Annotated in this window: 22 protein-coding genes; 12 read left to right on the top strand and 10 right to left on the bottom strand. The window is 63.0% G+C overall.

What is annotated here, in order from left to right:
- Positions 1 to 213: 213 nt before the first annotated feature.
- From HNE04_RS06120 to HNE04_RS28275, 9 genes are all read right to left on the bottom strand, one after another.
- Positions 214 to 780 (bottom strand): hypothetical protein, encoded by a 567-nt coding sequence (locus HNE04_RS06120; RefSeq protein WP_172217627.1) that lies wholly within the window; start codon positions 778 to 780, stop codon positions 214 to 216.
- Positions 781 to 1,050: 270 nt separating this feature from the next.
- Complete coding sequence (locus HNE04_RS28495; RefSeq protein WP_172217626.1) at positions 1,051 to 1,464, bottom strand: very short patch repair endonuclease; 414 nt, start codon at positions 1,462 to 1,464, stop codon at positions 1,051 to 1,053.
- A 5-nt stretch (positions 1,465 to 1,469) separates the two neighbouring features.
- On the bottom strand, positions 1,470 to 3,881 hold the full coding sequence (locus HNE04_RS06110) for a DUF2357 domain-containing protein (protein ID WP_172217625.1): 2,412 nt from the start codon (positions 3,879 to 3,881) through the stop codon (positions 1,470 to 1,472).
- A gap of 3 nt (positions 3,882 to 3,884) precedes the next feature.
- Entirely contained in the window at positions 3,885 to 5,696 is a 1,812-nt protein-coding gene (locus HNE04_RS06105; protein ID WP_172217624.1) for an McrB family protein, read from the bottom strand.
- Positions 5,697 to 5,707: 11 nt separating this feature from the next.
- A complete protein-coding gene (locus HNE04_RS06100) occupies positions 5,708 to 7,096 on the bottom strand; it encodes a DNA cytosine methyltransferase (RefSeq protein WP_172217623.1) in 1,389 nt (462 codons plus the stop codon).
- Positions 7,097 to 7,501: 405 nt separating this feature from the next.
- Positions 7,502 to 10,108 carry a DNA topoisomerase (ATP-hydrolyzing) subunit B gene (gene gyrB / locus HNE04_RS06095; RefSeq protein WP_172217622.1) on the bottom strand — a complete coding sequence of 869 codons (2,607 nt, stop codon included), beginning with the start codon at positions 10,106 to 10,108 and terminating at the stop codon, positions 7,502 to 7,504.
- Positions 10,109 to 10,248: 140 nt separating this feature from the next.
- Positions 10,249 to 11,355 carry a DNA polymerase III subunit beta gene (dnaN, locus tag HNE04_RS06090; protein WP_172217621.1) on the bottom strand — a complete coding sequence of 369 codons (1,107 nt, stop codon included), beginning with the start codon at positions 11,353 to 11,355 and terminating at the stop codon, positions 10,249 to 10,251.
- Positions 11,356 to 11,604: 249 nt separating this feature from the next.
- Complete coding sequence (dnaA, locus tag HNE04_RS06085; protein ID WP_172217620.1) at positions 11,605 to 13,017, bottom strand: chromosomal replication initiator protein DnaA; 1,413 nt, start codon at positions 13,015 to 13,017, stop codon at positions 11,605 to 11,607.
- 50 nt (positions 13,018 to 13,067) lie between these two features.
- Positions 13,068 to 13,202, bottom strand: a complete 135-nt coding sequence (locus tag HNE04_RS28275; protein WP_268904872.1) for a hypothetical protein — start codon at positions 13,200 to 13,202, stop codon at positions 13,068 to 13,070.
- Positions 13,203 to 13,222: 20 nt separating this feature from the next.
- On the opposite strand from HNE04_RS28275, the gene rpmH reads away from it, so the two are divergent.
- The 8 genes from rpmH (at position 13,223) to HNE04_RS06045 (ending at position 19,175) form a co-directional block, all read left to right on the top strand.
- Positions 13,223 to 13,357: a 50S ribosomal protein L34 gene (gene rpmH, locus HNE04_RS06080; protein WP_027101598.1), complete on the top strand. Its 135-nt coding sequence runs from the start codon at positions 13,223 to 13,225 to the stop codon at positions 13,355 to 13,357.
- 16 nt (positions 13,358 to 13,373) lie between these two features.
- Positions 13,374 to 13,787, top strand: coding sequence for a ribonuclease P protein component (locus tag HNE04_RS06075; protein WP_172217619.1), 414 nt, complete (start codon positions 13,374 to 13,376; stop codon positions 13,785 to 13,787).
- Positions 13,784 to 14,125 carry a membrane protein insertion efficiency factor YidD gene (yidD, locus tag HNE04_RS06070; RefSeq protein ID WP_172217618.1) on the top strand — a complete coding sequence of 114 codons (342 nt, stop codon included), beginning with the start codon at positions 13,784 to 13,786 and terminating at the stop codon, positions 14,123 to 14,125. The genes HNE04_RS06075 and yidD overlap by 4 nt, the downstream gene beginning before the upstream one ends.
- On the top strand, positions 14,122 to 15,810 hold the full coding sequence (gene yidC / locus HNE04_RS06065; protein ID WP_172217617.1) for a membrane protein insertase YidC: 1,689 nt from the start codon (positions 14,122 to 14,124) through the stop codon (positions 15,808 to 15,810). Before yidD ends, yidC begins: the two co-directional genes overlap by 4 nt.
- 31 nt (positions 15,811 to 15,841) lie before the next feature.
- Entirely contained in the window at positions 15,842 to 17,221 is a 1,380-nt protein-coding gene (gene mnmE / locus HNE04_RS06060) for a tRNA uridine-5-carboxymethylaminomethyl(34) synthesis GTPase MnmE (RefSeq protein ID WP_172217616.1), read from the top strand.
- Positions 17,222 to 17,296: 75 nt separating this feature from the next.
- Positions 17,297 to 17,788, top strand: coding sequence for a Crp/Fnr family transcriptional regulator (locus tag HNE04_RS06055; protein ID WP_172217615.1), 492 nt, complete (start codon positions 17,297 to 17,299; stop codon positions 17,786 to 17,788).
- Between the two features lie 102 nt (positions 17,789 to 17,890).
- Positions 17,891 to 18,715 carry a hypothetical protein gene (locus tag HNE04_RS06050; protein ID WP_172217614.1) on the top strand — a complete coding sequence of 275 codons (825 nt, stop codon included), beginning with the start codon at positions 17,891 to 17,893 and terminating at the stop codon, positions 18,713 to 18,715.
- A 10-nt stretch (positions 18,716 to 18,725) separates the two neighbouring features.
- The gene (locus tag HNE04_RS06045; RefSeq protein ID WP_172217613.1) at positions 18,726 to 19,175 is read left to right on the top strand and encodes a Crp/Fnr family transcriptional regulator; all 450 of its coding nucleotides are present in this window, start codon (positions 18,726 to 18,728) and stop codon (positions 19,173 to 19,175) included.
- A 15-nt stretch (positions 19,176 to 19,190) separates the two neighbouring features.
- Here the strand turns inward: HNE04_RS06045 and HNE04_RS06040 are convergent, their stop codons facing one another.
- Positions 19,191 to 21,176, bottom strand: coding sequence for a cation:proton antiporter domain-containing protein (locus HNE04_RS06040; protein ID WP_172217612.1), 1,986 nt, complete (start codon positions 21,174 to 21,176; stop codon positions 19,191 to 19,193).
- Positions 21,177 to 21,224: 48 nt separating this feature from the next.
- Between HNE04_RS06040 and HNE04_RS06035 the strand changes: the two genes are divergently transcribed.
- Genes HNE04_RS06035 through HNE04_RS06020 form a run of 4 tightly spaced genes read left to right on the top strand, consistent with a single transcriptional unit; the run spans position 21,225 to position 24,209 of the window.
- A complete protein-coding gene (locus HNE04_RS06035) occupies positions 21,225 to 22,226 on the top strand; it encodes a KpsF/GutQ family sugar-phosphate isomerase (protein WP_172217611.1) in 1,002 nt (333 codons plus the stop codon).
- 3 nt (positions 22,227 to 22,229) lie between these two features.
- Positions 22,230 to 22,775, top strand: a complete 546-nt coding sequence (locus HNE04_RS06030) for a KdsC family phosphatase (RefSeq protein WP_172217610.1) — start codon at positions 22,230 to 22,232, stop codon at positions 22,773 to 22,775.
- Between the two features lie 5 nt (positions 22,776 to 22,780).
- Positions 22,781 to 23,416 carry an LPS export ABC transporter periplasmic protein LptC gene (gene lptC, locus HNE04_RS06025; protein ID WP_328700277.1) on the top strand — a complete coding sequence of 212 codons (636 nt, stop codon included), beginning with the start codon at positions 22,781 to 22,783 and terminating at the stop codon, positions 23,414 to 23,416.
- A gap of 16 nt (positions 23,417 to 23,432) precedes the next feature.
- A complete protein-coding gene (locus HNE04_RS06020; RefSeq protein WP_172217792.1) occupies positions 23,433 to 24,209 on the top strand; it encodes an SDR family oxidoreductase in 777 nt (258 codons plus the stop codon).
- Positions 24,210 to 24,221 lie beyond the last annotated feature (12 nt).

Here is a 24,221-nt window from a genome sequence, read left to right as displayed (position 1 = left end):
GGATCCTCTACGGTGTTAGTGAAGACCGTGGTCTATCACCCTTGGGCACTTTGATGCCGTATCCGTCAGAGGATCCCCCTCCTTTCCTGATCGACGGTTGTTTCGCTCCCAGGTCTCCAACTCACTCCTTGTGGGAGGGAGGCATCCATAGCATCTTGAGGAGCCTGCCCCGGACTCTGATCCGGGGGCATCCATCTTCGTCCTCAATCGTCCTCAAGCCAGGTGATCGTACCGCCCGACCTGTTGCAACTCCATTGTCACCGGCATCTCGACGCAGCGGTCCTTGATGCCGGCGGTGAACGCTTTGAACGACTCCAGCTGTGTAAGCGGATTTCCCGCCGGGTTGTCGAAGGCCGACAGGTGCACGAAGCTCACGCCATCGGCCTGCTTGAACACTTGGTAGCGCATGCCCGCAGGCTTGTCGCGCCCAAGCTGTATGAAGACCTGCTTGATCAGGTCCTCGTTATCGGCGACGGATTCGGGTTTGAGCTTGTAGTGGACCATCACGGTTTTCATGACTGGGCTCCTTCGACGTTGACCACGGTACTCCCCTGGCACGCCCGCGGCTTTCAGGCGGCAATCGCCGGCGCAGGGGTACTCAACCTTCAGGAAGTCCCAATTGCCGCATGGCTGTTGCGACACGCTGGCGCATCGGGCTGTCGCTGCTGCACATGGACAGGTATGAGACAACGTCAGTCCCGGCACCTCGCCGAGAAGCTTGCCTAAAGTCTCCTTGCCCTCGTCGATCCGGCCAAGCTCTGCATCGGCGAATTCCATCATCAGCCCGCTGTACATCTGCTTGACGATGCGACCCTTGTGGAATGAGAGCAGTTGCCATTGCGCCTGTCCTGCCCACCGCAGCAGGCGACGTACGTAGATAGAAAAGGAATCGCTGCGATGAATCCGGCAAAGCGTTGGCTGCCCAGCCGAAGCGCCGCATAGCTGGCGACGTCCAGGGTGTGCGTGAGCGAAGGCCAGGTGATGGCAGGGGCACTGGAGGCCAGAACAGCAAAGGCCAGCGTCGCCGCGTATGCGCCCAAGCGACTGCCGTCAGTGCCCCAATGCTCGACGCATGCGACCAAGGAATCTTGCAAGCCCTTTTGGCGCGAGCTGATGCTCCCAAACCCGCAGAACGGTCCAGCCTTGCCCTCGGAGCGTATAGGACACGCGGCGGTCGCGCGCCTTGTTTCGACGAACCTTTGCAGCCCAATACGTCGCATTAGACGTGGGCTCGCGGTAACACTTCAAGCAACCATGCCAAAAGCATCCGTCTACGAAGACGCACACCCGCTGCTTGCGGAATACAAAATCCGGCTTGCCGAATAACGGCTGTTTCCTGCGCCACCCCGTCATGCCGTTCGCACGAAACACCTCGATTAACTTCAACTCAGTCGTTCTGTTCCCATGCGATTTGATCCGCCCCATCAGTGATGAGCGAGTGGCTGCGTCGAACACGTCGGCCATGGCGGCTACTTCGGATGAGCCTTCAGCAGGCCGAGTAGTGAAACAACTCGGGGGCCTCTGAAATGCGCTGCGGCATCCTTGCCGAATCGAACAACGGCGGACCCATCAAACTCACGAATCGCACGCAAGGTCTTCTTTCTTGACCAGACAACGTCCTCCCAGTCGCGTTGAGACGCAACATCGAACATCGCATGCACCTCGCCGGGCGATGGCGATGGATAGCCAATCGACGCAAGATCCAGATTGCTCAGTACGCGGCAACCTGGGACTGTCATTCGCCACAAGCCGCCCGAAAGAGCCCCGCCGCGAGGTCCAAGCAATAGGTGGCGTACGTCCGGCAATTCGGCCTGGAGCCTCCACGCGCCTGCTGCCGGGCCAAGGGGAACGATTGCGAGTTTGTTTGCTTGAATCCATGCGAGCTGATCCTTGTCGTAGCCGCAAGCAACCATAACCATGTGTTCGGCGGGAGGCAAGGCCCTATAGCCATCGCCAAAGTTATCGAGCTCTGGCATAGGAAACCCACCGAGATGGGCCGATTTCGTCGTTGAACGATACGACTCCATGAGATGGAAGCTTCCACGCTCCTGGGCTGTCGTTCGATCGCACAGATGGGCCAGAGTTTCATCGAGAAACAATGCCAGTCGATCCATTCCCTGGGCTCGACCACTACTGTCGGGCGAGACACCAAAAGCACCAAGACCAGGCAGGATTTCATGAAATCCTTCGAATCGCACTGGAAGTGATGATGCTTGCCCAGGATACAAAACGTATGCCCCCTGCGACCGTTTGATTGCGTCGCGATACGCGTGCATCTTCAACAAGTCCTGCCGCTTGTAGTTGCCGTCAGCCTCGTCATCTGCGTCTTCAGCACTGGCAGCGCCGAACAAGCCCTCTATGTTTTCAACCCGATACTTCGCGTCGAAATGAATATGAACCAGAAGCTCTTCGCGTTCAGCCTTCTGTTCGTCGATTCCCTGGGGCCAAAAAGTCAATGTGTAGTCTGGATGCAGGGCGCGAGTCCAACTCCCGCCGGCGGCGCGGCCCTTGGTCGGACCGAAGCGCTTGTTGTAGGAAAACCGAGCGTTCAGCTTTCGATTACCGCCATCAACAACGCCGACAAAAGGACCCAACTCGATGCGCTTACAAAGTCGCAGGTTGGGAGAGCCTTCATCGAGGCCCTCGATCAGCTCCTCGACGGCGGGTCGGTTGCCGCCGGCGCATCTATGATAGAACCAATCTAGCAGCTCGAAAAACAGCCAGTATTCGTAGAGACTCGCCACATCGCGTTGACCCGCCTTAAATACATCGTCCCCGCCCTCCCACGAGAGCTCGGCCGCGGTCCTGAACCTCAGCCACCACCTAAGGACCTCCCGGTAGCCGGCTTTCCGCTGCAGAACGGGGCTTCCGAATGGCGGAAGGTTCATTAGCCCGACTTCCCGAAAGAGCGAACGCCCAAGCCACTCTTCAATCTGGCCGGCGAGGCGCTTGGCCAAAGCAGCGGATGCTCCCCAGCCCTTGCACGACTCGAAAACGACTTGGGCGTGTGTCAGGAACGCACGGAACTCGCCGAGGGCAAACTTTACAAAGCGGTTTTCGGCCGTGTCGAGGTCGCGAGACTTGTGCGGCAAGGAAACCCACTCGGCCACGGTCTCCAAGCCGCTGGTAGCTCGCAGGGGGTGGCCGGCCGGGATGGCTCGTCGCGGATTGTTCGACACCAGCTGGCGTATGGCAAGCGGCGTCCAACGAATCGGGCGGTCGGTAGAGACCGAATCAACGACGGTGGTGAGCCTCTCATTCGGGTAAGTCAAGATTCGCTGCATGGCCGACGAGAAGTCAGAGCTGTCAAGCGTCTCACGCAATAATTCGAGTTGTAGTTGAAGCCAACCCTCGTCGGTGCGCCCTTCGAATGATGATTGAAATCCGACTTTTGCTGACGAGCGACAGTCGGCGACCAGCCCCGCAATTTCCTCAGCCAGTCGGCGAAGCATGCCTCGGTATTCAGTGCGGTAGTCCAGCTTGAGAGAGCGGACGTCGATCAGTGCCGACGCGACGGGGCCTTTGTCGTCGTCTACCGGCCCTTGAACCAGTTCCAGAAGAAGCGTGCCGCAAAACGTGCGGGTCTCTATCAAGCCGGCATCAGGCCCACCGCTCGCGCCTAGGCTTCGGCGTCTAGTTGACAAACTGCAACGGAGCCGTAGGTCCTCTTCATTTTCCGGAAGGACTTCGTATTCGTAGCGCTCCGACTCTCTGAGTTGCACCGTCGTTTCGCCGTGCTCGCGCGCTTCAACATCCTCGATTTCAACAAGGGGGGCTGAACCATCGCTCGTTGCCTCCTTGGATGGCGTTAGCCTGACTCGCGCGAGCACGACGCCCGACGATGATCGGAACGAGATCGCGTGCTCCGCTAGCGCGCGCACAATTCACGCCTCAGCGAACGACGCAAATCCGTTGTCATTGAGCAGGCGCCACATTCGGCTGATCTTTTCCGCGCTCACGGCGTATGGCGCCCCATCTGGAACTACCGACGACGGCTCGGCTAGCTTCTCCGTCGATTTAGCCGCAGCTTCTGCGGCCGCGAACGCATCTCCGCCCCGAGCGGCAGCGTCGGCCACACAGAGGAACCAAAGCTTCTTAAGCAGCGGCGCAAGCTTGGCTCGTGATCCGTGGAGTTTGGGAAGAAACTTCTGCGCGACCAAACAATCGAACGCCCTCGCAAACCAAAGCGGATCGGCGTCCGCATGCGCTCCAAGCCCCTTGTAAAAATGAATGAAACGGGCGGCTTCGTGTGCAACGCGATATCCGAACTCGGCTCCGTTCCCACGCAAAGCATTAAAGAACAAAAGCATTTCTGCCTCGTATTGTCCCTTCAGCGGCGGTGCAAAGTTTGGAACTTGAGACCTCGCGCCCGCGACGAACGCTGGACCGAACGCTGCGCCCTTGCCGGCGATCATTGACAGATTTGGCTTGCTGGGATTTGCGAGGAAGGCCGCGAGCTCATCTGCTTCCATGCGGAACTCAATCACGCTGGCCCGGTCCAGCACCTTAGGCGAAAACATGTAAGTGGTCTCGTCCACGTTGACGGTTCCAATGATGAACAAGTTCTTGGGGAGCTCAATCTCATTCGGAACGACCACTCCTTGGGACTTTCGCGATGGGTCCTTATGCAGATTGATCTTTTCGTCAGATTCCAGGACAGATAGAACGTCAGCGAAGTAGCGTTCCACGTGAGAAAGGTTCATCTCGTCCAGGATCAGGACATACGGAGCCTCTGGATCGCCCAGGGCACGAAGCACGAGGTCCAGAGCGGGCTTGGATACGTAACTCTTTTCGTCTAAGCCGTTGGCGTACCCGAGAATGTTTTCATTGCCTGTCCAGTCCGCCCCAATAGACACGACCTCGTAGCATTTGGCCGGTGCAGCTTCAGATACTGTTCGGGTAATCCATGCGGCGAATGCTTGGGCAAGCTTGGTCTTGCCAGAGCCTGCGAGACCGGTGGCGATCAGAAAGCGCTTAGATAACAGGCTCGCAAAGAAACGATGGGCCTCATCAACATCGATACGCAACTCGGCTACGTCTGCGTCATCTTTGAACTGTTTAACAATCTTCGAAATGTCGATGCTGCCCTTCGTGCCCGAAGCGGCGGTTGCCGCTGCCGTGGCGGCAAGAGCTGCTGCCGAACCCGTCGGAGCGGGTGGCACGTAAGTGAACATGGGTGCCAAGGCTGGATACGCCGCGACCGTGTCTTTGCCAAATCGGGGATGGATCGAATTTAAACCGTAGACGAGTGCCTCAATCTTCTGATGAGGCTCAGCCGTCTTGATCATTTGGACGGTTTGGTTGCTGTGGGTGTCTACTCCGAGAACAGGGATGTCGGAAGCCCAAAAATAAGCGTTTGGAGCGATCGCCAAGAGTTCCTTCTTGGTGACTGATGCAGGCAATGCCACCTTTACCTCCAAACTCACGACCCAGGAGTCGTTGTAGCCGGGGCCTCCAGACTTGTTCGTGACCGTGCCTAGAGCGCGTACTCCTCGTACCCAGTCGGTGGGAGAGCCCTGATTGTTGTCGGAGCCTAAGCAGATGAATGCATAGTCACCGGTCTCCAGCTCTTGCGGAACCTGGCTGCATTTGACATCAAAGGTGAGCGGCACCGCGGGCGACGCGGTTAAGGCGTTGATCGCCTTTATGTCCGCCACGCTGTCTTTGCCCAGTCGAATGATTGCGAATTTGGGCATGCCCATCCTTCCTATCTACTTTTTTGAGCGAGTGGCTCGCGTTTGTCGCTGGAATGTTTTAGCGACGCCTTCATAGCTAGTCGCGTCAAAGCCGTCGCCAATGGGTCGAACAATTGGCGTTCTTGGCTTTCAACTCGACGCAAGATTCCAGTCGCGGCATTCGGGCTCAGAAAGTAGCGAGAGGACGGTTTAACCTTATCAAGAGAATCAACCACTCGCGAATGTATGGGTTTCTTCGGTGCAGGCGAGACGGGCGACATATGGCAAAGGCCCCCAAACATAACCCCGCCGTTGTTCCACTTAATCTTCGGGGCGTCGTCGTGGTCCGCAAAGGTTTCTATTTGGACTGTTGAGGCCTTCGCGGACGCAAAATCTGGCACGCGCTTCTTGGCGTACTCAATGGCGGCTTTTACGGGTTCCAAGCCCTCGGCCTTCGATTTTGTTGCTTTAAGTTCCGTCGCAATGCGCCTCGCAACCCACTCCACGACCGGGACCGACACCGCGTTGCCGATTGCGTGGTAGCGCATGGTGTCGATCGCGTCATCGCTCAAATGGAAGTCTTCATGTGGAAGGGTCCATCCTTCGGGGAAGCCTTGCAGCTTTTCGCATTCAGTCGGCGTAAGCCTGCGAACTTCGTCGTGGTATGAGATGTAGGAGCGGCTCCAGTCTGTGCCTGTGTGTCGGCCCGAGGTTGCCGCAAGACAAAATGCCACTTCCGGCACATGGGCGCCAGTCTCTTCGCAACGGGTAGGACGCAAGAACCCCAGTCGGGCGCTTTCTGGAGTTGTCGTGCACCCTGGCTCATACAGCACATTCAACGCGCTTCTCGCGGAATTCTTCCAAGCGCAGATGTAAACCCGCGGTCGCGATTGGGGAGCCCCAAAGTAGCGAGTGTTGAAGATGCGCCAAGCGACTCCATAGCCGAGAAGCTGAAATGTTTGAAGGATAACGGCGAAATCGCGGCCGTCATGGGAGCTCAATAATCCCGACACGTTCTCCATAAGAACAACGGTAGGCATCTTTTGCTTGACGAGCTCCGCGAATGGATAAAACAACCCGGTGTTCTTACCCTTCAGCCCGTCGCGTCCAAGCCAACCGCGCGCGACAGATACGTCTTGGCAAGGGAAACCGCCGCACCAGACGTCGGCATCTGGAATTTCGGCGGCGGTTACTTCCAAAATATTCGGGACGCAAGGAACGCTCGGCCAGTGCCGTCGCAGAACGCTAGTGCAGAAGCTGTTGAGCTCGCAATGAAATGCGGGCGAAATACCTGCCCGCTCGAATCCGAGATCGAAGCCGCCGATCCCTGCAAAGAACGAATTCAGCCTTGGCTTTGTCAATTTTGTCCGTATTGCCTCAACCGAGGTTAGCTGAGCAGCTCGCGCTTTGTTGTTTGCCATCTGAAAATTGGAAATTGCATTACACCGACGTCCCCGCTAGCTAAGCAGGCTCTTACGGCCGCGCTGCAAGAGCGCCTCCATCTTTCGAGCAACGGCAGGGCTAGGGCACTGTATTTTTGCACAGCAAAAACGAGCAGCCAAGCATTTTTCGAACTCAGTCCGTTCAGTGGCGGGTCGAGGGACCTCCCGCACTGAACGGCTGTAGCTGTTGGACGCTTGCGTCGGTAATGCGTCCCAGCGGCTACATTCGGGCTATATGGCCACAAAGATAAAGGATTTGCTGAAATTTTCATAGCAGCAAACCCTTGTGGACTCTCGCTCCTCCAGGAACCTAAGGACTAACAGTCCATATCATGGCACTCGGCTAGTCAGCGTTCGGCTCGGCCGGCTCACCGCCATCCACTGCTAAACGTCAATATTCGCCGCCCTCAACGCATTGGTCTCAATAAAGTCCCGCCGCGGCTCTACCTCATCCCCCATCAGCATCGTGAACACGCGATCGGCCTCGATCGCATCGTCGATCTGCACGCGTAGCAGGCGGCGCACGGTGGGGTCCATCGTCGTTTCCCACAGCTGCTGCGGGTTCATCTCGCCCAGGCCCTTGTAGCGCTGCCTGGCGGTGGCGGATTCGGCCTGGGTGATCAGCCAGCGCATGGCCTGGCGGAAGTCGCTGACCTTTTCTTCCTTCTGGCGCTCGCCTTCGCCGCGGGTCACCTTGGCGCCCTCGTGCAGCAGGCCGCGGAAGGTGTTGGCGGCTTCGGCCAGGGCGGCATAGTCGGCGCCGTGCACGAAGTCCTGCGTGATCACGCTGCTCTTGATGTTGCCGTGATGGCGGCGGCTGATGCGCAGGATGGGCTTGTCGGTGCGCACGTCGAACTCGCCGGCCACTTCGGCCGGGGCGGCGTTGCTGGCCTTGTCCAGCTCCTGCAGCTTCTCCTGCAGCGCCACGGCCGAAGCCTCGGCGTCCAGCACGGTGTCCAGGTTCAGGCGCACGCCGTCGGCAATCGCGCGCAGCGCCTCGGCGTCCATGAAGCCGGTGAGCCGCTTGATCACGGCCTCGGCCACCTGGTGCTTGCGCGCCAGTTCGGCCAGCGTGTCGCCGGTGATCACGGTGGTTCCGTCGGGGCCGGTCTGCACGCTGGCGCCGTTCAACGCAATGCGCAGCAGGAAGGTATCCAGCTCGCTCTGGCCTTGCAGGTACAGCTCTTCCTTGCCGGCCTTCACCTTGTACAGCGGCGGCTGCGCGATGTAGATGTGGCCGCGCTCCACCAGCTCGGGCATCTGGCGATAGAAGAACGTCAGCAGCAGCGTGCGGATGTGCGCGCCGTCCACGTCGGCGTCAGTCATGATGATGATGCGGTGGTAGCGCAGCTTGGCCACGTTGAAGTCGTCGGCGCCGTTGTTGCCGCCCGCGCCCGTGGCCTTGCCAATGCCAGTGCCCAGCGCGGTGATCAGTGTCAGAATTTCGTTGCTGGTGAGCAGCTTCTCGTAACGCGCCTTCTCCACGTTCAGGATCTTGCCGCGCAGCGGCAGGATGGCCTGGAACTTACGGTCGCGGCCCTGCTTGGCGCTGCCGCCGGCGGAGTCGCCCTCGACGATGTAGATCTCGCACATCGCCGGGTCTTTCTCCTGGCAGTCGGCCAGCTTGCCGGGCAGGCCCATGCCGTCCAACACGCCCTTGCGCCGCGTCATCTCGCGCGCCTTACGGGCCGCTTCGCGGGCGCGCGCCGCCTCGATGATCTTGCCGACGATGATCTTGGCGTCGTTGGGGCGCTCCTGCAGGTAGTCGCCCAGCGTACGGGCGATCACGTCTTCCACCGGGCCGCGCACTTCGCTGGAGACCAGCTTGTCCTTGGTCTGGCTGGAGAACTTGGGCTCGGGCACCTTCACGCTCAGCACGCAGGTCAGGCCCTCGCGCATGTCGTCGCCTGTCACTTCCACCTTGGCCTTCTTGGCCAGCTCGGTGTCGTCGATGTACTTGTTGATCACGCGCGTCATCGCGGCGCGCAGGCCGGTGAGGTGGGTGCCGCCGTCACGCTGCGGGATGTTGTTGGTGAAACAAAGCACTTGCTCGTTGTAGCCGCTGTTCCACTGCATCGCCACTTCGACGCCGATGTTGGTGTTCTGGTCCGACTGGCGGTCGCCCATGGCGTGGAACACGTTGGGGTGCAGAACAGTCTTACCCTTGTTGATAAAGGCCACGAAGCCCTTCACGCCGCCGGCGCCTGAGAAGTCGTCTTCCTTGCCGGAACGCTCATCGAGCAGACGAATCCTGACTCCGTTGTTCAGGAAGCTCAGCTCGCGCAGGCGCTTGGAGAGGATCTCGTAGTGGAAGTCGGCGTTCTCCTTGAATATCTCGTTGTCGGGCAGGAAGTGCACTTCGGTGCCGCGCTTGTCGGTCTCGCCCAGGATCTGCATGGGCGAGACTTCGACGCCGTCGATCTTCTCGATGATGCGGTTCTGCACGAAGCCACGGCTGAACTCGAGCACGTGCACCTTGCCTTCGCGCCGCACCGTCAGGCGCAGCATCTTCGAGAGGGCGTTCACGCAGCTCACGCCCACGCCGTGCAGGCCGCCCGAGACCTTGTAGCTGTTCTGGTTGAACTTGCCGCCGGCGTGCAGTTCCGTCAGGGCGATTTCGGACGCCGAGCGTTTGGGCTCGTGCTTGTCGTCCATCTTGATGCCGGTCGGGATGCCGCGGCCGTTGTCGACCACGCTGATCGAGTTGTCGCTGTGGATGGTGACGAAGATGTCGTCGCAGTGGCCGGCCAGCGCTTCGTCGATGGAGTTGTCCACCACCTCGAACACCAGGTGGTGCAGGCCGGTGCCGTCCGAGGTGTCGCCGATGTACATGCCCGGACGTTTGCGCACGGCTTCCAGGCCTTCCAGGATCTGGATCGACGACTCGCCATAGGCAGCGCTGGCGCCGGCCTGGTTGGTGTCGATCGTGGGCTGGAAATTGGAGCTTTCCTCACCGGCGGGGCCGGTGTTCACATTGTTTTCTTCGGACATGGACAGACTTTTCTCAAACTCTTGAAGTACCAAACCCGCCTCAATGGCGGGTCTGGTGTTCTTGTCTGTCATGCCGGACTTGATCCGGCATCCATGAATTCATGGATTGCGGGTCGAGCCCGCAATGACAGCCAGGGGCATCAAATTCTCATTGGCATAACCACGTACTTGAACGTCGAATTCTCGGGGATCGTGATGAGCGCCGAGCTGTTGGAATCGGCCAGTTCCAGCTTCACCATTTCCTGGTCCATGTTGGCCAGTGCGTCGATGAGGTAGGTGACGTTGAAGCCGATTTCGATGGCGTCGCCGCCATAGTCGATGTCGAGCTCGTCCACCGCTTCTTCCTGCTCGGCATTGTTGGAGGCCACCCGCAGGCTGCCCGGCTCGATGTTCAGGCGCACGCCCTTGAACTTCTCGCTGGTCAGGATGGCGGTGCGCTGCAGGCTGGCCAGCAGCGGCGCGCGGCCCAGGGTCACGTGGTTCTTGTGGTTCTTGGGGATCACGCGGTTGTAGTCGGGGAACTTGCCCTCGACCAGCTTGGTGACGAACTCCATGCCGCCGAAGCTGAATTTGGCCTGGTTGCTCGCGAATTGCATCTCGATCGCGCCCTCGGCATCGGACAGCAGGCGCTGCATCTCCAGCACCGTCTTGCGCGGCAGGATCACTTCTTGCCTGGGTACTTCGACGTCGAGCGTGGCGTTGGCAAAGGCCAGGCGGTGACCGTCAGTGGCGACCAGGCTCAATTGCTTGCCTTCGGCGACGAACAGGATGCCGTTGAGGTAGTAGCGGATGTCGTGCACCGCCATCGCGAAGGACACCTGGTTCAACAGGTCCTTCAAGGTCTTTTGCGGCACGCTGAACACCGGGCCGAAGCTGGCGGCTTCCTGCACCAGCGGAAAGTCTTCGGCCGGCAGCGTCTGCAGCGTGAACTTGCTCTTGCCGCCTTTGAGGATCAGCTTGTTCTGGCTCGATTCCAGGCTCACGGTCTGGTCGTTCGGCATGGTGCGCAGGATGTCGATCAACTTGCGGGCGCCCACGGTGGTGGTGAAGTTGCCGCTGTCGCCATCGAGTTGCGCGGTGGTGCGGATCTGGATCTCGAGATCGCTGGTGGTCAACTGCACCGAGCTGCCCGTCTTGCGAATCAGCACGTTGGCCAGGATCGGCAGCGTGTGCCTGCGCTCCACGATGCCCGCAACCGATTGCAGAACCGAGAGCACTTTGTCTTGCGTTGCCTTCAGGACGATCATGTCTTTCCTCTTCTCTTTCTCTTTATTTCTTTAATTCAAAATAGTAGTAGTAGTAAGGGGCAGGCCCTTCTGTGGACAACCGCTATTTTCCCCTTTTTTATCAAGCACTTGCCCGATTAAAAACACTGTGTGTGGGTGTGCTTCCGTGCTGTCGTCCCAGCAGGGATAACTTCCGGCCTGGGCCTTCCCGTGTGGATAACTGTCGAGTTGTGCCGGAACGCTCCACAGGCTTGTTAGCTAGGGCCATCATCAGCCTTTGAGCGTCTGTTCCAGCACGTGCAGCTGCTGGTTCAGTTCGGTCATTTGCTGGCGCTCGCCGCCGATCTTGCGGACCGCGTGCAGCACCGTGGTGTGGTCGCGGCCGCCAAACAGCTCGCCGATCTCCGGCAGGCTCTTCTGGGTCAGTTCCTTGGCCAGGTACATGGCAATCTGGCGCGGGCGGGCGATCGAGGCCGGGCGCTTCTTGCTGTACATGTCGGCGACCTTGATCTTGTAATAGTCGGCCACGGTCTTCTGGATGTTCTCCACGCTGATCTGGCGGTTCTGGATCGACAGCAGGTCGCGCAGGGCTTCCCGGGCCAGCTGGATCGAGATTTCCTTCTGGTTGAAGCGCGAATAGGCCAGGATCTTGCGCAGCGCCCCTTCGAGCTCGCGCACGTTGGAGCGCACGTTCTTGGCCACGAAGAAGGCCACTTCCTCGGGCATTTCGGCGCTTTCGGCCCGCGCCTTGTTGATCAGGATGGCCACGCGCATTTCCAGCTCGGGCGGCTCGATGGCCACCGTCAGGCCGGAATCGAAGCGCGACACCAGGCGCTCGTGGATGTCGGTCAGGCCCTTGGGATAGGTGTCCGAGGTCATCACGATGTGCGACTTCTTGGCCAGCAGCGCCTCGAAGGCGTTGAAGAATTCTTCCTGCGTGCGGTCCTTGTTGGCGAAGAACTGCACGTCATCGATGAGTAACAGGTCGAGCGAGTGGTAACGCTCCTTGAACTCGTCGAAAGTCTTGCGCTGGTAGGCCTTGACCACATCCGAGACGAACTGCTCAGCGTGGATGTAGAGAACTTTACTTCCCGGCCGGTCGGCCAGGAGTTTGTTGCCCACGGCGTGCATCAAGTGGGTCTTGCCCAGGCCGACGCCGCCGTAGATGAAAAGCGGGTTGTAAAGCTGGCCCGGCATGCCCGAGACATGCATGGCGGCGGCGCGGGCCATGCGGTTGGCCGTGCCCTCCACCAGCGTTTCGAAGGTCAGGGCCGTGTTCAGGCGGTTCTTGAAGGCGATACTGGCCGCGTCGTCGCTGATGTCGGCCGGCTCCGGTGGCGCACCCATCTCGTTGGCCGCTGGCGTGGAGTAAGTCCTGGCGGTCGGTTCACGGAGAGCAAGCGCTAACTCAAGCTGCACCGGCTGGCCGTAGAGCTTTTCCAGCAGGCTGGCGATGCGGTTGGAATACTGGGCCCGCACCCAGTCGAGCTTGAAGCGGTTGGCCACGAACACCGTGACCTTGGAGAAATCGTCGGAAACCTGGGCCACCAGGGGCTTGATCCAGGTGTTGAACTGCTGCTCGGGGAGTTCCTGGGCCAGCTGGTCGATGCAGGCCTGCCACAGGCTGTCGCCGGCGCCCAGGCCGGCGTTGGCCGCCAGGCCATTGTGTTGCCCCTCGCTCATTATTGGCTGTTGCCTCTTGTGGATATATTCATTCTGGGAAGGGCGCGATTCTAGATTATCAAAGCCTTATCCACAAAGACGATTTCGCCATGAAGCAGGGTATAAGCGCTGGATGAAGCATCAGGTACGGCATGACAAGAAAGGCCTATGTCCTTGCCGCCATTAGGAATTTCCATGATAATCATGGGTTTCCCTGAGAACGAACATGAAACGCACCTACCAACCCTCCAAAGTGCGCCGCGCACGCACCCACGGCTTTCTGGTCCGCATGAAGACCCGCGGCGGCCGTGCCGTCATCAACGCACGCCGCGCCAAGGGCCGCAAGCGCCTGGCTGTCTAAGCCGCCTGCACGTCCAGTGCAGCGGTTGAAGACCCGGGTGCAGTTCCAGGCCGTGATGGCGGGCCGCACAGTCGTCTCCAAGACCGCGCACTTCGCGTTGCATCGCATGGAACTGGACGCGCCGCCCGCGGCGCCCACCGAACCAGGGCCTGGGTCCAAAGGATCCAAGGCCCTGTTTGCTGTGCGCGAGCCGTGGATCGGCGCCTTGATTCCCAAGCGCTGGGCCAAACGAGCCGTCACCCGCAATGCCATCAAACGCCAGATCTATACCGTGAGCCAAACCGTCGAGCCCCCGCTGCCAGTCGCCGCCCATGTGGTGCGGCTGCGGGCCGGCTTCGACCGCAAGCAGTTCGAAAGCGCCACCTCCGATGCGCTCAAGCGCGCGGTGCGCGGCGAACTGCAAGAGTTGTTCGCCCGGGCGGCACCATGATTCGCGCCGCGCTGATCGCCCTGGTCAAGGGCTATCGCCTGTTGCTCAGCCCCTGGCTGGGCTCGAGCTGCCGCTTCACCCCCACCTGTTCCGCCTATTCGCTGCAGGCGCTACAAACGCATGGCGCGGCGGCTGGCACTTACCTGACGCTGGGGCGCCTGGCGCGCTGCCACCCCTGGTGCGACGGCGGGCACGACCCCGTGCCTGAAGTGGCCCCCACGCTTCGCTGCCCCCCGAGGGGGCCGTCGGCGCCTAAGGGCGGCCTGTCGGCGCCTATCGAAAAGCCGCGCCTGTTCACCCATTTGCTCTCACCTCATTCCAAGAAGAAGACTTCATGAACGACATTCGCCGCACCATCTTGTGGGTGATCTTTGGTTTCTCCATGGTGATGCTGTGGGACCAGTGGCAGATCTATAACGGCCACAAGCCGACTTTCGGATTCGGCCAGCCCGCACAGCCGGCTGCCACGGCCCCGGCCGGCGCTTCCAGCGTTCCGGTCAGCAGCGTTCCTTCCGCCGTTCCTGCCGTCACCGGCACCCAGCCGGTCGGCGCGCCCCCGGCCACGGCCGCCGCACCGTCGACGGTCGGCGAGAAGATCACCGTCACCACCGACCTGGTGCGCCTGACCTTCAACACCGAAGGCGGCTCGCTGGTGCGCACCGAGTTCCTGAAGCAGATCGCCGACGACAAGACGTCCACCTTCGTGCTGCTGGATGACCGCCCCGCCTACAAGTACGTGGCCGAATCCGGCCTGATCGGCGGCGACTTCCCCAATCACAAGACGGTGATGGCCTTCAGCGGCGAGCGCGAGCTGAAACCCGGCGCCAACGAGCTGGTGCTGCGCTTCGAGTCGCCCGAGAAGGGCGGCGTCAAGCTGGTCAAGACCTACACCATCAAGCGCGGCGCCTACGACGCCAACGTGCGCCACGATGTGGTGAACACCGGCACCGCGCCGGTGGCGCCGAAGCTGTACTTGCAGCTGGTTCGCGACGGCAACAAGCTGCCCGGTGAATCGTCGTTCTATTCCACCTTCACCGGCCCGGCCGTGTACACCGAGGCCAAGAAGTTCACCAAGGTCGATTTCAGCGACATCGAAAAGGGCAAGGCCGAGGTCGACAAGCACTCCACCAACGGCTACGTGGCCATGGTGCAGCACTATTTCGCCAGCGCCTGGATCCTGCCGGACGGCATCGGTCGCGACCTGTTCGTGCGCAAGGTCGACACCAACCTGTATGCGGTCGGCATGATCGCGCCGCTCGATCCCGTCGCGCCCGGTGCCACCAAGGCCGTGGAAGCGAAGTTCTTCGCCGGCCCGCAGGTGGAAACGATGCTGGAGCAGATCACGCCCGGCCTGGACCTGGTCAAGGATTACGGCTGGCTCACCATCCTGTCCAAGCCGCTGTACTGGCTGCTGGACCAGCTGCACAAGGTGCTGGGCAACTGGGGCTGGGCCATCATGGCGCTGGTGCTGATCATCAAGATCGCCTTCTACTGGCTGCAGGCCAAGGGCTACGAGAGCATGGCCAAGATGAAGGCCATCAATCCCAAAGTGATGGCGATGCGCGAGCGCTACAAGGACAAGCCGCAGGAGATGCAGCAGGAGATGATGCGCATCTACCGCGAGGAAAAGGTCAACCCCATGGGCGGCTGCCTGCCGATCATGGTGCAGATCCCGGTGTTCATCGCCCTGTACTGGGTGCTGCTGTCCAGCGTGGAAATGCGCGGCGCGCCCTGGGTGGGCTGGATCAAGGACCTGGCCGCGCCCGATCCGTTCTTCATCCTGCCGCTGGTGATGACGTTCACCACGCTGTTGCAGACCGCGCTGAATCCGACGCCGCCGGACCCGATGCAGGCCAAGCTGATGTGGTTCATGCCGCTGGCGTTCTCGGTGATGTTCTTCTTCTTCCCGTCCGGCCTGGTGCTGTACTGGATCACCAACAACGTGCTGTCGATCGCCCAGCAGTGGATCATCAACACGCGAATGGGCGTTCCGCCGGAGTTCAATCTGCCGAAGTTCAGGTAAACGGCTGTCATTGCGGGCACGACAATAAGGGATGCTCCCGCGCCACGACCAGCCGATTGCCGCCATCGCCACCGCCCCCGGCCGCGGCGCGGTCGGAATCGTGCGGGTATCGGCGCCTTCGGTCGCGGCGGTTGTCGAAGCGGTCTGCGGCCGGGCGCTGAAGCCGCGCGAAGCCACCTACCTGCCCTTCCTGGCCGCCGACGGCAGTACCATCGACCAGGGCCTGGCGATCCATTTCCCGGCGCCCCACTCCTACACCGGCGAAGACGTGCTGGAACTGCAGGCCCATGGCGGGCCGGTGGTGCTGCAGCTGCTGCTGGCGCGCTGCCTGGAAGCCGGCGCGGGCATTGACCTGCGGGTGGCCGAGCCCGGCGAATTCACCCAGCGCGCCTTCCTCAACGACAAGATCGACCTGGCCCAGGCCGAGGCCATCGCCGACCTGATCGACGCCAGCACCGAAGCCGCGGCGCGCAGCGCCAGCCGCTCCATGTCGGGCGAGTTCTCGCGCGAGATCCATACGCTGCGCGACGCGCTGATCCACCTGCGTATGCTGGTCGAGGCCACGCTGGATTTTCCGGAAGAGGAAATCGACTTCCTGAAGAAAGCCGATGCCCAGGGCCAGCTCGAGCGGCTGCAGCAGACGCTGGCGCGGGTGATGCAGCGGGCGCGCCAAGGCGCGCTGCTGCGCGAAGGCATCAAAGTGGTGATCGCGGGCCAGCCCAACGCCGGCAAGAGCTCGCTGCTCAATGCGCTGGCCGGCGCCGAGCTCGCGATCGTGACGCCGATTCCCGGAACCACGCGCGACGTGGTGAGCCAGACCATCCAGATCGAGGGCGTGCCGCTGCACGTGATCGACACGGCGGGGCTGCGCGACAGCCAGGACCATGTCGAAAAAATCGGCATCGAGCGCGCCTGGGGCCAGATCGCCGGCGCCGATGCCGTGCTGTTCCTGCACGACCTCACGCGTTGGCAAGCCGCCGACTACGCCGAAGCCGATCGCGCGATCGGTCAGGGCCTGGCCGAAAAGCTGCCCCGGGCCGTGCCGGTGATCGACGTGTGGAACAAGCTCGACGCCGCGGCCGCTCCCGAGGGCGCTGACCAGGGCGTGCGCCTGTCCGCCAAGACCGGTGCCGGCCTGGATGAGCTGCGCCGCAGGCTGCTGGAAGTGGCGGGCTGGCAGTCGGCGCCGGAAGGCGTGTACATCGCCCGCGAACGCCATGTGCAGGCGCTGCGCCGGGTGGACACGCACTTGATGGAAGCGGCGGCGCACCTGGCGGCCCAGGCCCAGTCGCTGGACCTGCTGGCCGAGGAACTGCGGCTGGCGCAGAACGCGTTGAACGAAATCACCGGCGAGTTCACCTCCGACGACCTGCTCGGGGTGATCTTTTCGAGTTTTTGCATCGGCAAGTAGCAGCTCGTATCAGGTGTAAGAGCCGGTTAAGTCCCCACTCGCGGGTGGCCCGGCCGCACGATACTGTCGAGCATCATGAATGCTCCGCTGCGCGGCCCCGTCAAGTTCGATATCCAAGGCCTGGTTCAGGCTATCGCCCGCAATCATTCCGTCGATGCTTTCTCGCCCACCCTGACGGCTTTTCAGTGGGAAGTGCTGAGCAGCTACACGCAGCCCTTCGCCATGCGGCAGGGCCAGGTGCTGATCGAACGCAAGGCGCTGGACCGCACGCTCTACCTGGTGGAGTCGGGCGGGCTGACCGTCCACTACGAAGACGACAAGGGCCGGCTGCGCATGGCGCTGGTCGAGGCCGGTTCGGCGGTGGGTGAAGGCGCCTTTTTCACGCGGCAGCCGCGCAACGCGACGGTTCAGGCCGCCTCGCCGAGCAAGGTCTGGTGCCTGACGCCCATCCGGTTCACCGAGCTCAGCAATCGCAATCCGGCCGTGGCGCTGGAAATTGCCATGGCCCTGGGGTCCCTGGTGGCGCGCCGGCTGGTCAACAAACCCAAGCGGATCGCGGTCACCTGAACCGTAACTAGGCTTTTTCCGGGGCCACAATTACACTGTTGCGGTAGAGGAACCAAAGACCTATGTTCCGCTTTGCCTCGTCCATAAGCAAGAAAGCCCGCCATGTCACTGTTCAGCTGGATGTTCACGGCCCGAAAACCGGCCAGAGACCCTGAGAGTTCGGGCCTGTCCCGGGTGGACCCGACCCGGCCCGCAGCCAAGCGCGGCCCCGGCAACGACGACGCGGCCAACAACGGGCAGCCAGCCAACCGCAAGAGCGAGCGCATGGCGCGGCGCGAACTGCTGTATTCGGTGGTGCGCGAAGCCATGACGCGGGCCGGTGTGTTGTCGGCCAGCTACAAATTCAAGGTGCTGTCGCTGGACGCCCGCGGCCGCCAGTTCCTGGTGATGGTCGATCTGGCCCGCAACTACGGCGGCGAAACCTCGCGCCTGGCCGAGATCGAGGCCCTCGTCGCCCAGGGCGCCAAGTCCCGTTACGACATCCTGGTCAGCGCCGTGTACTGGCGCATGAACGAACATGTGGCCGTCGGCGACCCCAACGCCCAGCTCCAACAACGGCCCGGCGACTCGAAACCGGCGCCGCTGGAGTCCGCCGTCGATTCGCAGCCGGCGGTGCTGGAGTCGGGCCCCGCGCCGCTGGAGGCCGCCCCCGAGGCGCGCAAGCCCTCCCGCTACGACCCGATCCAGGCCGACGAGGTGGCAGCGTTCAAGCGGGCACTGGCCAGCGGCGTCGCCAATCCGGCTGCCGCCGCTGCCGCCGCAGTGGGCGTGCCGCATGGCGCCAGCGCCCGGGCCTTCGACGGCTCCAGCCGGAGCGGGCCGCAAAGCTACACGCTCTTGACCGGTTTCGAAGACACCGAATTGCCCGACGCGCTGGACCGGCGCGCGCCGGAACTGAGCGGCACCCAGTACGGCGACCTGAACTGACGCCTGCTCGATGAACGTCGAGCAACTGGTCACCGCGATCGGCGCACTCGACGCAAGCGACGCTTTGCAGTGCAAGCTGACGCTGCAGGAATGGAAGTCGCTGGCGCCCTACCTGTCGATGCGTTTCCTCAAGGCCGGCGATCCGCTGATGCACGAGGGCGAATGCGAGCGCGAGTTGTTCATCCTGGCCGACGGCGGGCTGGAGGTCACCGTTGCGGGCAACATCGTCGCCACGCTGGGGCCCGGCTCGGTGGTGGGCGAAGGCGCCTTTTTCTCGGGCGCGCCGCGCAGCGCCACCGTGATGCCCACCCAACCGGGCGTCGCCTGGGGCCTGAGCTGGGAGAAGTTCGAGGCCATGAGCCAGAAGCATCCCAAGCTGTCCGTTGACCTGGTCAAGGGCCTGGCCTCGGTGATGGCGATCCGCATGCGAGCAGCGCTGCTGGTAGGCCACTTCGTCTAGGCGCGCTCCGGCGCGTCAACCCCGCAGCAGCTTTTCTTCGGCCACGGCCAGTGTTTCGGGCCGCCCCGACAGCACCAGCGTGTCGCCGTCCGCCAGCGGCGGATCGGTGTCCGGATCGACCGGCTTGCCGTTGCTGCGGCGCAGGCTGACCACGCGCACGCCCAGCGCGTGCAGGGCCATGTGGCTGAGCTCCCGGCCGAGCGCCTCCGCACCCAAGGGCAGCGTGACCGTGGCCAGGCGCTCGTTCTGCAGTTCGTCCACGGTGTCGTCGTCGGCGCCGTGGAAGTAGCCGCGCAACAGGCTGTAGCGTTCGTCGCGCTGGTCCTGCACGATGCGGATCACGCGGCGCATGGGCACGCCCACCAGGGCCAGCGCATGGCTGGCCAGCATCAGCGAACCTTCCAGCGCCTCGGGCACGACCTCGGTGGCGCCGGCGGCCTGCAGCTTTTCCAGGTCGCGGTCGTCCTGGGTGCGCACGATCACCGGCACCTGGGGCGCATGGCCGCGCACATGGGCCAGCACCTTGATCGCGCCCGGAACCTCCAGGTAGGTGACGACCACGGCGCTGGCGCGCGCCAGGCCGGCCGCTGCCAGGGCCTGCAACCGCGCCGCATCGCCGAACACCACGGAGTCGCCCGCCGCAGCCGCCTGGCGCACCCGGTCCGGATCCAGGTCGAGCGCCATATAGGGAATGCCTTCGCGCTCGAGCATCCGCGCCAGGTTCTGGCCGCAGCGGCCATAGCCGCAGATGATCACGTGCTTGTTGGCGTTGATCGACTTGCGCGCGATGGTGGTCATCTGCAGCGACTGCTGCAGCCACTCGCTGGCGACCAGCTTCAGCACGATGCGGTTGCTGTACATGATGATGAAGGGCGTGGCCAGCATCGACAGCACCATGCTGGCCAGGATGGGGTTGAGCAGCGCCGGCGGCACCAGCTGGTTCTGGTTGGTCAGGGTCAGCAGCACGAAGCCGAACTCACCGGCCTGCGCCAGGTACAGGCCAGTGCGCAGCGACACGCCCGTGGACGCGCCCAGAATGCGCGCCAGCACCGTCACCAGCCCCAGCTTGAACAGCACGGGCATCGTCATCAGCACCAGCACCAGGCCCCAGCGCTCGGCCACCAGCCGCCAGTCCAGCATCATGCCGATGCTGATGAAAAACAGGCCCAGCAGCACGTCGTGGAAGGGCCGGATGTCGGTTTCCACCTGGTGCTTGTATTCAGTCTCGGAGATCAGCATGCCGGCGATGAAGGCACCCAGCGCCAGCGACAGCCCCGCCATTTCGGTGAGCCAGGCCAGCCCCAACGTGACCATCAGCAGGTTCAGCACGAACAGCTCTTCGCTCTTGCGCCGCGCGACGATGGTGAGCCACCAGCGCATCACCCGCTGGCCGCCCACCAGCAGCAGCGCGATGAGGGCCGCGGCCTTGAGCGCAGCCACGCCCAGCGCCGCGAACAGCATCTCGGGCGGGCTGTTCAAGGCCGGAATCAGCACCAGCAAGGGCACCACCGCCAAATCCTGGAACAGCAGCACGCCCATCACCCGCTTGCCGTGCTCGGCTTCCAACTCCAGCCGCTCGGACAGCAGTTTGACCACGATGGCAGTGCTGCTCATCGCCACCGCGCCCGACAGCGCGAGCGCGGTGCGCCACTCCATGCGCCACAGCTTGGGCACCATCGCCGACAGGTACAGCGAGCCCAGCGTGATGACCAACATGGTCAGCACCACCTGCAGCATGCCCAACCCGAACACATGCGTGCGCATCGCGCGCAGCTTGGGCAGGTTGAATTCCAGGCCGATCACGAACATGAGAAAGACCACGCCGAACTCGCCCAGGTGGCGCAGCCCCTCGGGGTCGTCGCCCAGCGCCAGCGCATTCGGCCCGATCGCCACGCCCACCACCAGATAGCCCAGCATCGGCGGCAGTTTCAGCGAACGGCATGCCACCACGCCCACCACTGCGGCTACGAGGTATAGCAGTGTGAGTTCGAGCGTGGACATCCCAGCATGCTACCAAGGGAACCCGCAAGGCCTCTATAGAATCGCCCCATGGTCTCTCGGCAAGCTCACGACAAGTCTTATGACGCAGCCCAGGCGCTGCGGCTGGCAATGGAAACCTTCGACATCGAAGCCGCTGCGGTGCTGGGCTTGAAAACCCGCACCAACGAAGCCTTCCCTCGCGCCGTGGAGCTGATCCTGGGCGTGCGCGGCCGCGTGGTGGTGATGGGCATGGGCAAGAGCGGCCACATCGGCCGCAAGGTCGCCGCCACCCTGGCTTCCACCGGCACGCCGGCGATGTTCGTGCATCCCGCCGAGGCCAGCCACGGCGACCTGGGGATGATCAAGGACGTCGACCTGGTGCTGGCCATCTCCAATGGCGGCGAAAGCGAAGAGATCACCGTCATCCTGCCGGTGCTCAAGCGGCTGGGCGTGCCCCTGATCGCCATCACCGGCGCCTTGAAATCGACGCTGGCCAAGCACGCGGAGATCGTGCTGGACAGCGGCGTCGAAAAAGAAGCCTGCCCCCTCAACCTCGCGCCGACGGCCAGCACGACGGCCCAGCTCGCGCTGGGCGATGCGCTGGCGGTGGCCCTGCTCGATGCACGCGGCTTCAAGCCCGAGGACTTCGCGCGCTCGCATCCGGGCGGCGCGCTCGGCCGCAAGCTGCTGACCCTGCTGGCCGACGTGATGCGCTCGGGGGATGCCGTGCCCAGGGTCGCGCCCGACACTTCGGTCAGCGACCTGATGCGCGAGATGGGTGCCAAGGGCCTGGGCGCCTCGGCCATTACCGACGGCGACGGCCGGGTGCTCGGCATCTTCACCGACGGCGACCTGCGCCGCCTGATCGAAAAGGGCGTGGACTTGCGCGGCCTCACGGCGCGCGAGGTGATGCATTCCGGGCCGCGCACCATCCGCCAGGATTCGCTGGCCGTGGAGGCCGCCGAACTGATGGAAAAGCACCGCATCACCAGCGTGCTGGTGGTCGACGCCGACGACAAGCTGTGCGGCGCCGTGAACAGCAACGACTTGATGCGCGCGAAGGTGATCTAAACCATGCCGCTGCCGGCGCTGAGCTTCCCGCCCGAGCTGCTGCTCGCGGCCCAGGGCGTGCGCGTCGCGTTCTTCGACGTCGATGGCGTGCTGACCGATGGCGGGCTGTACATGTCGGAGCACGGCGAAACGCTCAAACGCTTCCATATCCTGGACGGCCTGGGGCTGAAGCTGCTGCAAAAGGCCGGCATCACGCCCGTGGTGATCACCGGCCGCGACTCGAAGCCGCTGCGCGGGCGCCTGCAGGCGCTGGGCTTGGCCCATGCGCACTACGGCACCGAGGACAAGCGCCCCGCTGCCGAGAAAACCTTGAAGGAGCTGGGCCTGGACTGGGCCCAGGCCGCTGCCATCGGCGACGACTGGCCCGACCTGCCGGTGTTGCGCCGCTGCGCCTTCGCCTGCGCGCCCGCCAATGCACATGCCGAGGTGAAGGCTTGCGCCCACCACGTCACGACGGCGGCCGGGGGCCATGGCGCGGCGCGGGAGTTCTGCGATCTGCTGCTGGTGGCCAGCGGCCGTTATGCCGGGCTGCTGGAAGCCTACGCTTGAGTGCCGTGCTGCCCGGACCCCATGGCCTGAGGCTGGTGCGCAGCGCCTGGGAGCGGGTGTCGGTATACCTGCCGATCATCCTGATGGGCCTGATGGCCCTGGGTACCTATTGGCTGGCCCGCAACACGCCGACGCTGGGCACGGTAGAAAGCCGGCGAGCGGAAGTGCACGAGCCGGACAATCTGATGCGGCGGTTTTCGATCAAGACCTTCGACCCGTCGGGCCGCCTGAAGAGCGAGGTCTTCGGCACCGAGGCACGCCACTACCCGGACACCGACACCGTCGAAATCGACCAGCCGCGGATCCGTTCCTTCAACGTGCGCGGCGAACTGACGGTGGCCACGGCCCGCCTGGCGATCAGCAACGCGGACGGCACCGAAGTGCAGCTGATCGGCGATGCCGTCGTGACGCGCGAAGCCGTGAAGGGCAAGGACGGCAGCATCCGGCCGCGAATGCAATTTCGCGGCGAGTTCCTGCATGCCTTCCTGGACAGCGAACGCGTGGCGTCGCACAAGCCGGTAGAACTGACCCGCGGCGAGAATCGCTTCACCGCGGACAGCCTGGAATACGACAACCTGGAGCAGGTGATGGATCTGCGCGGCCGGGTGCGGGGCACGCTGTTGCCCGGAGCCGGCCGCTAGGCCAGGGAGCGACAGCATCGACAAGCTCGTCTTCATCACGGGCGCATCCAGCGGCATAGGCCAGGCCCTGGCCTGGCGCTATCACCAGGCCGGCTGGCGGCTGGCGCTGGCCGCCCGCCGCACCGGCGAGATCGAGAACTGGGCCCGCGCGCAGGGGCTGGGCCCCGACCGGTACGCGGTCTACGCCGCCGACGTGGCCGACACGCAGAGCATCGCCGCCGCCGGCCAGGCCTGCCTGGCCCGGCAGGGCGTGCCCGACGCGGTGATCGCCAACGCGGGCATCAGCGTCGGCGTGGACACGGCGGTGCGCGAAGACATCGACGTGATCGCCCGGACTTTCGCCACCAACAACGTGGGCCTGGCGGCCACCTTCCATCCGTTTGTGGAGGCTATGGTCAGCCGCGGCTCGGGCGCCCTGGTGGGCATCGGCAGCGTTGCCGGCATCCGCGGGCTGCCGGGCCATGGCGCCTACTGCGCCAGCAAGGCCGCGGTGATCAGCTATTGCGAAAGCCTGCGCGGCGAACTGCGGCCGTCGGGAGTCAAGGTGGTGACGATCTGCCCCGGCTACATCGACACGCCGCTGACCCGGCAGAACCGCTATTCCATGCCCTTCCTGATGCAGCCGCAGGACTTCGCCGAGCGCGCCTTCCGCGCCATCGAAGCGGGCGCTAGCTATCGAGTTATCCCATGGCAGATGGGTGTGGTGGCCAAGCTGCTGCGCATGCTGCCCAATCCCATCTACGACAAGCTGCTGGCCGGACGGCCGCGCAAACACCGCCAGAGCCAGCAATAAAAAGTTGCGCCA

It is taken from the genome of Caenimonas soli, assembly GCF_013155545.1.
Taxonomy (GTDB): Bacteria; Pseudomonadota; Gammaproteobacteria; order Burkholderiales; family Burkholderiaceae_C; genus Ramlibacter; species Ramlibacter soli.
This window is presented reverse-complemented; position numbering and strand designations above follow the sequence as displayed.

Bases quoted from the DNA above. Each gene is read 5' to 3' on its own strand.
- HNE04_RS06045 (WP_172217613.1), top strand. From the start codon at position 18,726: ATGAACGTCGAGCAACTGGTCACCGCGATCGGCGCACTCGACGCAAGC.
- gyrB (WP_172217622.1), bottom strand. From the start codon at position 10,108: ATGTCCGAAGAAAACAATGTGAACACCGGCCCCGCCGGTGAGGAAAGC.
- HNE04_RS06040 (WP_172217612.1), bottom strand. From the start codon at position 21,176: ATGTCCACGCTCGAACTCACACTGCTATACCTCGTAGCCGCAGTGGTG.
- mnmE (WP_172217616.1), top strand. From the start codon at position 15,842: ATGCTCCCGCGCCACGACCAGCCGATTGCCGCCATCGCCACCGCCCCC.
- yidD (WP_172217618.1), top strand. From the start codon at position 13,784: ATGATTCGCGCCGCGCTGATCGCCCTGGTCAAGGGCTATCGCCTGTTG.
- HNE04_RS06030 (WP_172217610.1), top strand. From the start codon at position 22,230: ATGCCGCTGCCGGCGCTGAGCTTCCCGCCCGAGCTGCTGCTCGCGGCC.
- HNE04_RS06100 (WP_172217623.1), bottom strand. From the start codon at position 7,096: ATGGCAAACAACAAAGCGCGAGCTGCTCAGCTAACCTCGGTTGAGGCA.
- HNE04_RS06055 (WP_172217615.1), top strand. From the start codon at position 17,297: ATGAATGCTCCGCTGCGCGGCCCCGTCAAGTTCGATATCCAAGGCCTG.
- yidC (WP_172217617.1), top strand. From the start codon at position 14,122: ATGAACGACATTCGCCGCACCATCTTGTGGGTGATCTTTGGTTTCTCC.
- HNE04_RS28275 (WP_268904872.1), bottom strand. From the start codon at position 13,202: ATGATTATCATGGAAATTCCTAATGGCGGCAAGGACATAGGCCTTTCT.
- dnaA (WP_172217620.1), bottom strand. From the start codon at position 13,017: ATGAGCGAGGGGCAACACAATGGCCTGGCGGCCAACGCCGGCCTGGGC.
- rpmH (WP_027101598.1), top strand. From the start codon at position 13,223: ATGAAACGCACCTACCAACCCTCCAAAGTGCGCCGCGCACGCACCCAC.
- HNE04_RS06120 (WP_172217627.1), bottom strand. From the start codon at position 780: ATGATGGAATTCGCCGATGCAGAGCTTGGCCGGATCGACGAGGGCAAG.
- dnaN (WP_172217621.1), bottom strand. From the start codon at position 11,355: ATGATCGTCCTGAAGGCAACGCAAGACAAAGTGCTCTCGGTTCTGCAA.
- HNE04_RS06035 (WP_172217611.1), top strand. From the start codon at position 21,225: ATGGTCTCTCGGCAAGCTCACGACAAGTCTTATGACGCAGCCCAGGCG.
- HNE04_RS06050 (WP_172217614.1), top strand. From the start codon at position 17,891: ATGTCACTGTTCAGCTGGATGTTCACGGCCCGAAAACCGGCCAGAGAC.
- HNE04_RS06105 (WP_172217624.1), bottom strand. From the start codon at position 5,696: ATGCCCAAATTCGCAATCATTCGACTGGGCAAAGACAGCGTGGCGGAC.
- HNE04_RS28495 (WP_172217626.1), bottom strand. From the start codon at position 1,464: ATGGCCGACGTGTTCGACGCAGCCACTCGCTCATCACTGATGGGGCGG.